The 9160-nt window shown below is 60.6% G+C and carries 7 protein-coding genes; all 7 read left to right on the forward strand.

What is annotated here, in order from left to right; translation table 11 throughout:
- The first annotated feature begins 131 nt into the window (after positions 1–131).
- On the forward strand, positions 132–1727 hold the full coding sequence (locus RO069_RS20680) for a tannase/feruloyl esterase family alpha/beta hydrolase (RefSeq protein ID WP_328190032.1): 1596 nt from the start codon (positions 132–134) through the stop codon (positions 1725–1727).
- 371 nt (positions 1728–2098) lie between these two features.
- The gene (locus RO069_RS20685) at positions 2099–3358 is read left to right on the forward strand and encodes a branched-chain amino acid ABC transporter substrate-binding protein (protein ID WP_328190034.1); all 1260 of its coding nucleotides are present in this window, start codon (positions 2099–2101) and stop codon (positions 3356–3358) included.
- A gap of 71 nt (positions 3359–3429) precedes the next feature.
- Positions 3430–4374, forward strand: a complete 945-nt coding sequence (locus RO069_RS20690) for a branched-chain amino acid ABC transporter permease (protein WP_328190035.1) — start codon at positions 3430–3432, stop codon at positions 4372–4374.
- Positions 4375–4409: 35 nt separating this feature from the next.
- Positions 4410–5681 (forward strand): branched-chain amino acid ABC transporter permease, encoded by a 1272-nt coding sequence (locus tag RO069_RS20695; RefSeq protein ID WP_328190036.1) that lies wholly within the window; start codon positions 4410–4412, stop codon positions 5679–5681.
- Positions 5678–6433, forward strand: coding sequence for an ABC transporter ATP-binding protein (locus RO069_RS20700; RefSeq protein ID WP_328190038.1), 756 nt, complete (start codon positions 5678–5680; stop codon positions 6431–6433). The genes RO069_RS20695 and RO069_RS20700 overlap by 4 nt, the downstream gene beginning before the upstream one ends.
- On the forward strand, positions 6433–7131 hold the full coding sequence (locus RO069_RS20705) for an ABC transporter ATP-binding protein (protein ID WP_328190040.1): 699 nt from the start codon (positions 6433–6435) through the stop codon (positions 7129–7131). The genes RO069_RS20700 and RO069_RS20705 overlap by 1 nt, the downstream gene beginning before the upstream one ends.
- 68 nt (positions 7132–7199) lie before the next feature.
- A complete protein-coding gene (locus RO069_RS20710) occupies positions 7200–8999 on the forward strand; it encodes an acyl-CoA dehydrogenase (RefSeq protein WP_328190042.1) in 1800 nt (599 codons plus the stop codon).
- Positions 9000–9160 lie beyond the last annotated feature (161 nt).

The following is a 9160-nucleotide window of genomic DNA, read 5'->3' on the forward strand; positions in this document are numbered from 1 at the left end:
ACAATGACAACAAGGATCCGACAATGGAAAACATTAACTTTAGGTTGTCAGGGATCGCGGCTGGCTGTATGGCCGTCACGCTGATAGCCGGATGTGGAGATGGAGACGGTTCATCCTCTGCCGCAGACCCGATGACCTGCGAACAGCTGGCAGGCCTGGAGATCCCGGCGGAAGAAATGGCCTTATCGACCTCCGGTGCTACCGTTACCGACACAGAAGTCGTGGCAGCCAGTGGCAGCGGGGCTGCCGCCATCCCTGAGCACTGCCTCGTCTCCGGGAGCATCGCCTCCGTCGACCCGGATGCGCCCGACATCCTATTCCGGGTGGCATTGCCTGCAGACTGGAATTCCAAGGTACTCATGTTCGGTGGAGGCGGCTTCAACGGCACCATCCCCGCCATCACCGGTAACGTCCCCCAGGGCGCCCCCGATGCCGTGACACCCCTTGGCCGGGGGTATGCCACCTTTGCCAGCGACTCCGGCCATCAGGCCAACGACTACGGCTCACAGGACGGGCGCTGGGGCCTCAATGAAGAGGCCGTGCGTAATTTTGCCGGCGACGCCCTCAAGAAGACCCGCGACGCCGCCGTCTTCATCGTCGGCAAGCGGTACGCCAGCGACCCCGAAAAAAGCTACTTCGCCGGCGGTTCGACAGGCGGACGTGAGGCCCTGACCAATATCCAGCGGTGGCCGGATGACTGGGACGGAGCCATTGCCTGGTATCCGGCCTGGAACAACATGTCGGCGTGGCTGGCCGGGCAACACCTCAGCCTGGAACTGGCCAAGCCCGGCGCCTATCCCGATTCCGCCGAACGCCAGTTGCTGCTGGACGCCGCCCTGGAGGCCTGTGATGATCTGGACGGGCTTGAAGACGACATCATCAGCGACCAGCGCCAGTGCAACGCGACCTTCGATCCGGCAACCGCAACCCTGAACGGCGTGGCCATCCGCTGCCCCGGCGGCGCGGACGACGGCAACCACTGCCTGTCCGATGCCCAGATTGACGCGCTGAATGCCATGAACGATGGGGTAACCTTCCAGTTCGAACTGGCCAATGGCGAAACCGGCTATCCCGGCAGCAATGTCTGGGGCGCTGATCTGGGCATCACCAGCATTGATACAGCGGTACAGCCCATTGTTGTTTTCCTGGCCCTGGGCACCAGCCAGCCCGACAACCCGATGCCACGCTCCGCTCCCTATCTGAGCGTGCTGGTGGACCAGTGGGTCAGGTATTCGGTGGCGCAGGATGCCTCCTTCAACTCCTTTGACTTCGATCCGATCAATCCGCGGCAGGCGTTTGCCGACCGCATCAGTGAACTGAGTGTGCCCTTCAACGCCGGCACTGATATCTCCGAGTTTGCGGACGGCGGCGGAAAGCTGCTGCTGGCCCATGGCCTCTCGGATATCCTGGTCAGTTCCCGGGCCACCGAGATCTATTACGACCGGCTGATTGACCAGATGGGGCAGGAGAAGGTGGACGGTTTTGTCCGCTACTACGAAGTTCCAGGGTTCGGACACGGCGCCAGCTCTTTCTTCAACGCCACCTGGGATTCCCTTACCGCCCTGGAAGAGTGGGCAGAGCATGACATCGCCCCGGAAAACCAGATCACCACCGACACCGTTGGCAAGCCAGGCCGTACACGCCCCCTGTGCAACTATCCGGCCTGGCCTCAATACACCAGCGGCGGTGACCCGGATTCAGCCACCTCGTTTGAGTGCGTGGAGTAGCGTTCCCGACCGGCGCCGTGTGGAACCTCCCTAACGTGCGCCTGTCACTTCTCTACGCGGTGGCGAAGACCCTGGAAGGACAAATCGGAAAATTCCGGACTCGCCATGCAAATCTGCGAATTCCGGCTACAGTAAAAATCCGGTAAACGTGACTTTGCCGGTTGAACTGGTTGAGTAATTCAACTATACCTTTGATTCGAGGGATGAAATGCAAGCATCTGAATTCACCCAATTTCAGGAGGCATTTTCATAGCAAAAATATATCGCTCTTCAGATTGAATAGAACAAGCGCTCGCTATACAGTTTGAAACTCGAACCAACAAGTACAAGAAATCCGCTGCCCTGTCGGCAGCGACAATCAGGAGAAAATCATGATTCGAAACAAGAAGACCGGAGTATTCACCGGCACCATGATTGGCCTTTCCATGGCCATTTCCTCATTCACCTACGCTCAGGAAGGCCCAATCCGGATCGCCTACATCGAGCCACTTTCCGGCCCCTTCGCCAACGTCGGCGATGCCGGCCTGAAGCACTTCCGCTTTGCTGCCGAAAAAATGAACGAAGCCGGCGGCATCATGGGACGGGATATCGAAATCGTGCCCATGGACAACAAGCAGAGCCCGTCGGAATCGGTACAGCTGCTGCAACGGGCGGCGGACGAAGGCATCAACTTCGTAACTCAGGGTAACGGCTCCAACGTGGCGGGCGCCCTGGTGGAAGCCGTCGACCGGAATAACAGCCGTAATCCCGACGATAAGGTGCTTTATCTGAACTACGCTGCGGTGGATCCTGCGCTGACCAACGAGCGCTGCAGTTTCTACCACTTCCGCTGGGACGCCAACAGCGCCATCAAACTGGAAGCCCTGGCCAACTACATAAAGACCAGGGACGACAGCATCGACGATATCTTCCTGATCAACCAGGACTACTCCCACGGCCAGTTCATTTCCAAGCGCATGAAGGAACTGGTTGACGAGAAGAACCTGGATGCCGAGATCGTTGGTGACGTACTCCACCCGATCGCCCAGGTACGGGACTTCTCACCCTATGTCTCCCGTATCGAGCAGTCCGGTGCCGACACCGTCGTCTCCGGTAACTGGGGCAACGACCTGTCTCTGCTGGTCCGCGCCATCGACAGTGCCGGCCTGGACGTGGACATCTACACCTACTATGGGGGCGGCCTGGGCACTCCCGCCGCCGTTGGTGAGCGTGGCGAGGACATGCTCTACCAGGTCACCGAGTGGCATGCGGACGTTAACGTGGACGAAGGCCTGACCGAATACGAAGCCTGGTTCAACGAGTTCAAGAAGCGCTACCCGGAAATCGACTGGTACTATCATCGCATCTACAACCAGATGCACATGCTCAAGAAGGCCATTGAGGAAGTTGGCAGCTCCGATGATATCGATGCCATCGCCAAGGCCCTGGAAGGCATGGAGTACAAGTCTCCGACCGGCACCGTCACCATGCGCGCCCAGGATCACCAGATCCTGCAGCCCATGTACATGTCTGTCATGGACGCTGACGCCAAGTACGATGCCGACAACTCCGGCGTGGGTTTCCGGACCGTCGCCAACATTCCGGTTGAGCAGGCCACGGATGAGACCTCCTGCGACATGAAACGCCCATAACCCCGAGCGACACTCCGGTGGTGCAACGCCACCGGAGTCCCCCAGAAAAATAACCAGGAATTGGTCTCACCATGCTCGAAACCATCGCTTATTCCATTTTCAATGGCGTGCTCTACGGTACGCTGCTGTTCATGATGTCCAGCGGCCTGACCCTGATCTTCGGGATGATGGGTGTCTTGAACTTTGCCCACGCCAGCTTCTACATGCTCGGCGCCTATTTCGCTTATACCCTCGGCCTGGGGACGGGCTTCTGGGTTGCCCTGTTCCTCGCTCCCATCGCTGTCGGCGCCTTTGGTGCGCTGGTCGAGCGTTACGGACTACGCCGGGTACACCAGTTCGGCCACGTTCCAGAGCTGCTGTTTACCTTTGGCCTGGCCTATGTCATTGAGGAACTTGTTGCCCTTTTTTGGGGTACCGTGCCGGTTCCCTACAAGGCTCCGCCCGCCCTGGACACCACCGCCTTTAGCATGTTCGGCCTGAACTACTCCGTGTTCAAAGTGTTTATTCTGGTGGTTGCGGTCGCCATGTTTGTGGGCCTCTGGTTCCTCCTGAAAAAGACCCGTGCCGGTCTGATCATACAGGGGGCCCTGTCACGCCCCGATATGGTTGGTGCACTGGGTCATAACGTACCCCGGGTGTTCATGCTGGTGTTTGCCTTTGGTTGCGCCCTGGCCGGCCTCGGCGGCGTTGTCGGTGGCATCCACTTCGTGACCGACCCCGGCATGGCCTTCATGATGGGCCCCATCGTCTTTGTGGTGGTGGTACTCGGCGGCCTGGGTTCGGTGCCCGGCGCGTTGATCGCCTCCCTGATCATCGGGATCCTGCAGACCTTTTTCCTGTCCATCAACTTCTCCCTGGCAGGTGCCTTCGGTGCCCTGGGTATCGAGGACTCCGGTTTCTTCGGCGTGCTCTGGCATATGGAAACCACCCGTATCGCACCGGTGCTGCCGTTCCTGCTTCTGGTTCTGACGCTGATCTTCAGACCCCGTGGCCTGCTCGGGAAACGTGAAGCATGAATTCCACAACAACAACACAACAGGAAACAAAGTCTATGGCTACCCCATCCGTGGCAGGCCGGACCAACCTGCTGAAGCTCTGGCCCTGGGTCGTGATTCCACTGGCGGCGCTGGTCCTGCCGTTCATCTTCACGTCCGGCCACGCCATCAACCTGCTCAGCCACATGGGTGTGGCGATCATCTTCGCGCTCTCCTACAACATGCTGCTGGGCAACACCGGCCTGCTGTCGTTCGGTCACGCGGTCTACTATGGCCTTGGCGCCTACGTTGCCATGCACGTGCTGCGCGCCATCAATGACGCGGGCGGCCAGGGCCTGCCGGTGGAACTGCTCCCGCTGGTGGGCGCCCTTGCCGGGCTCGGCTTCGGCATTCTGTTCGGCACTTTCTCGGTCCGCCGGGCCGGTGTTGTGTTCGCCATGATCACCCTGGGTCTGGGCGCCCTGGTGTTCTCAAGCTCCCAGATGTTCACCGACTTCTTCGGTGGCGAAGCCGGACTGTTCGGCAACCGGGCCGAAGCACCGTCACTGTTCGGGATAGACTATGCGTCAAGCCTGGCCGTCTATTACCTGGTAGTGGCCTGGGCCCTGATTGCCGCTATCCTGATCTACCTGCTGAGGAAAACACCGCTGGGCTGGATGGCGAACGCCGTAAGGGACAATCCGGAGCGGGCACAGTTCGTGGGTTACGACCCGACCATTGTGCGCTTTATCCAGTTCTCCCTGTCGGCCTGCTTCGCCGGCCTGGCGGGCGGCCTCTACGTCATCACCGACGAGATCGTTAATGCCGAGGTGGTGGGTCAGATCCAGTCCGGCGCGGTGCTGCTGGGCACCTACATCGGCGGTATCGGTTACTTCATCGGGCCTATCGTGGGCGCGTCCATCGTCACCGTACTGGAGAGTTCCCTGTCGTCGTATACCGAGGCCTGGGTGCTCTATTTCGGCCTGCTGTTCATCACCATCGTGATGTTCGCGCCCATGGGCATAGTCGGTGTTATCCACACCCAGTACCTCAACTGGAAAGCTGGCGGCTGGAAGGGCAACACAGGCATCCGTCTTTACCTGATTGTTACCGGCCTGATCGGTATTTTCGGGGCGATCTGCGTCATCGAGCTGTCCTATCACTACTTCCGCAGCTGGGATCCCAGCGCGCCGTTCGTGCTTATGGGGGTCACGGTGGATGCCACCACTGTTCTGCCATGGCTGGCTTGCTTTGCCATTGCCATCATCGGCTTCGGCCTGATGCTGTTCCACGGCAGGCCAATGCTCTCCCGTCATACCGGCGCCACGTCCAGAGGAGGTAACGCATGACCACTCGCAACGCATTGCAACTCAAGGGCGTCACGAAGAACTTCGGGCGCGCCGAGATCATTCGGGGCGTCGACCTCGATGTACATGAGCACGAACGTCACGTCATTATCGGCCCCAACGGGGCCGGCAAGTCGACCCTGTTCAACCTGATTAGTGGCCGGCTCAAGGTGAGCGACGGCTCCATCAAGCTGTTCGACAATGCCATCCACAACCTGCCGGCCCACAAGGTCAACCGCATGGGGCTGAGCCGCAGCTTCCAGGTGACGAACCTGTTCCAGAACATGACAGTGATGCAGAACCTTCGCTGCTCCCTGCTGTGGTCCGAGGGCCACAAGTACGCTTTCTGGAAAAGCGTCACCAAGCAGGATGCCGTCACCGAACGGGCGGCGGAACTGATGGAGCGCCTTAACCTCACCAAACAGGCGAACACACCGGCATCGCTACTCACCTATGCGGAGCAGCGTGCCCTGGAAATTGGCTGCACAGTGGCTTCCGGTGCCCAGGTCATCCTGCTGGACGAGCCCACCGCCGGCATGAGCCGCACCGAGGCCAACGATGCGATCCACTTGATCCAGCGCATGACCGGAGAGAACACCCTGGTAGTGGTCGAACACGACCTGAGCGTGGTCTTCGAACTGGCGGACCGGATTTCCGTACTGGTGTACGGCGAGATCATCGCCACCGGCACCCCGGAAGAAATCCGCAATAACGCGGCGGTCCAGGAAGCCTATCTCGGTACGGAGGTCCACTGATGCTCAAGATCCAGGATTTGAATGCCTATTATGGCAAGAGCCACGTACTGCGTGGTGTGAACATGTCGGTCGAACGCGGCGAAGTGGTCAGCCTGCTGGGTCGTAACGGGGTGGGTCGTTCCACCCTGTGCAAGGCCGTCATGGGGCTGGTGGCACCGGTGGGACACGTGGAGTTCGATGGCAATACCCTCAGCGGCAAACAATCCCATGAAATCGCCCACGCCGGCATTGGCTACGTGCCGGAGGATCGTGCTATTTTCCCCGGCCTGTCCGTGCTCCAGAACCTGGAGCTGGGCATGAAGAAAAAAGGCCAGACCGGCAACACGTGGACCCTGGACAAGGTGTACGAGTCCTTCCCGCGACTCAAGGAAAGGGAACACACCCCGGCGGAGGTACTGTCCGGGGGCGAGCAGCAGATGCTCAGCATGTTCCGCGCCCTGATGGGAGACCCACAGTGCATCCTGGTGGATGAACCCACTGAGGGTCTGGCACCGAAAGTGGTGGCCGATGTGGCCGCGATTCTCAAACAGATGGCCGAGGACGGCCTGGCGGTGCTGCTGGTGGAGCAGAAGCTCTCCATCGCACTGGATATCGCGGATCGCATCTACATCATGGGCGAAGGGGAAATTGTCTTTGAAGGCACCCCCGAAGACCTGAAAAACAACCCTGAAATCCGCAAGGAATGGCTGGAGGTTTAGCACGCTGAACGTCCCGCCGACCCGGAGCCAGGCGGCTCCGGGTCCTTTACCCCCGGAAAACTGCAACCATGGCAACCCTGCTCAACGATCGCGACCTGCAATTCCAACTCTACGAAGTTCTAGATACCGACGCCCTGCTGGAACGGCCCCGCTACGCGGACCATGACCGGGCGATATTCGACGCCACCCTCAACACCGCCCGGGACATCGCCGCCCAGTACTTCGCCCCCCACAACCAGAAGGGCGATGCCAACGAACCCACCTTCGACGGCGAAAAAGTCACCCTGATCCCGGAAACCCAGAATGCCTGGAATGCCTTTGCCGAAGCCGGCTTTCTGGCGTCCCACCATGATTTCGACGACGGCGGCTCCCAGCTCCCGGAAGTGGTGCTGCGGGCCAGCATGGCCTACTTCAACGCCGCCAACGTCTCCAGCACCGCCTATTCCTTCCTCACCATCGGCGCCGCCAACCTGCTCAAGAGCTTCGGCAGCGACGAACTGAAGGACAAGTACCTGCCCGCCATGCTGGACGGCCGCTACAGCGGCACCATGGCCCTGACCGAACCCGGACAGGGCTCCGCGCTCGGCGACCTGCGCACCATGGCGAAACCGGCAGACGACGGCAGCTACCGCCTGTTCGGCAACAAGATGTACATCTCCGGTGGTGACCACGAGCTGACCGAGAATATCTGCCACATGGTACTGGCCCGTATCGACGGCGCGCCGGCCGGTGTTCGCGGCATCTCCCTGTTCCTGGTGCCCAAGTTCCACGTCAACGACGATGGCAGCCGGGGCGAGCGCAACGACGTGGCCCTGGCCGGCCTGCTGCACAAGATGGGCTACCGCAACACCACCTCCACCGTGCTCAACTTCGGTGAGAAGGACGGCGCCGTGGGCTATCTGGTGGGCGAACCCCATAAGGGCCTGGGCTATATGTTCCAGATGATGAACGAAGCCCGCATCGGCGTCGGCCTGGGCGCCGCCGCCATGGGCTACCAGAGCTACCTGGAAGCCCTCGACTACGCCCGCGACCGCCCCCAGGGCCGCCCCGTGAGCAACAAGCACCCGGAATCGCCCCAGGTGAAGATCGTCGAACACGCCGATGTTCGCCGCATGCTGCTGATGCAGAAAGCCTACGCCGAAGGCAGCCTGGCCCTGTGCCTCTACGCCAGCACCCTGGTGGAGGATGCCAACACCGCCGCCGACGAGGGCGAGCGCAAGGCCGCCGCCGAACTGCTGGACCTGATCACGCCGATGGTAAAAACCTGGCCGTCCAAATACGGCGTCATCGCCTCGGACCTGGGCATCCAGGTGCTCGGCGGTGCCGGCTATACCCGGGACTACCCGCTGGAACAGCTCTATCGGGACAACCGCCTGAACCCGATCCACGAAGGCACCGAAGGTATCCAGGGCATCGACCTGCTGGGCCGCAAACTGGGCCCGAAAGGCGGCGACGGCTACGCCGAATTCCAGCGCCGCATCCACGCGACACTGGAAGACGCCGCCGACATGGAAACCTGCGGCCACTTCGTCCACCAGCTAAGGGAAGCCCTGGTACTGCTGGTTGGCGTCACCGCGGACCTGCAGCACCAACTGGCGAACGATCCGGACCATGGCCTGTCCAACGCCACCATGTACCTGGACATGTTCGGCAGGGTGCTGGTGGGCTGGATCTGGCTGAAGCAGGCCATGGTGGCCGAACAGGCACTGGCTGACGGCGCCTCGGGCACCGAAGAAGCCTTCTACCGTGGTAAGATCCACACCGCCCGTTATTTCATGGACTGGGAACTGGCACCACTGGAGGGCTACGCCCACCTGCTGAGTGCCGGCAACCGGGACAATATCGATATGGAGAACGACTGGTTCTGAGTCCGGTTCAGAACTGCAAATTTCACAGGTATCGCTCAGTGTTGTGAGCGAAGCTCATCTGGACGTTAACTCGTGATTCGGTCGGACGTCCGGTGGGTATGCTTTCGCAGCAGCGCCAGGGATGGCGCGGAGCAAGGCGGGCGCCAGGGACGGCCCCTGAA

This window comes from Marinobacter sp. OP 3.4 (genome assembly GCF_036224885.1).
GTDB lineage: Bacteria > Pseudomonadota > Gammaproteobacteria > Pseudomonadales > Oleiphilaceae > Marinobacter.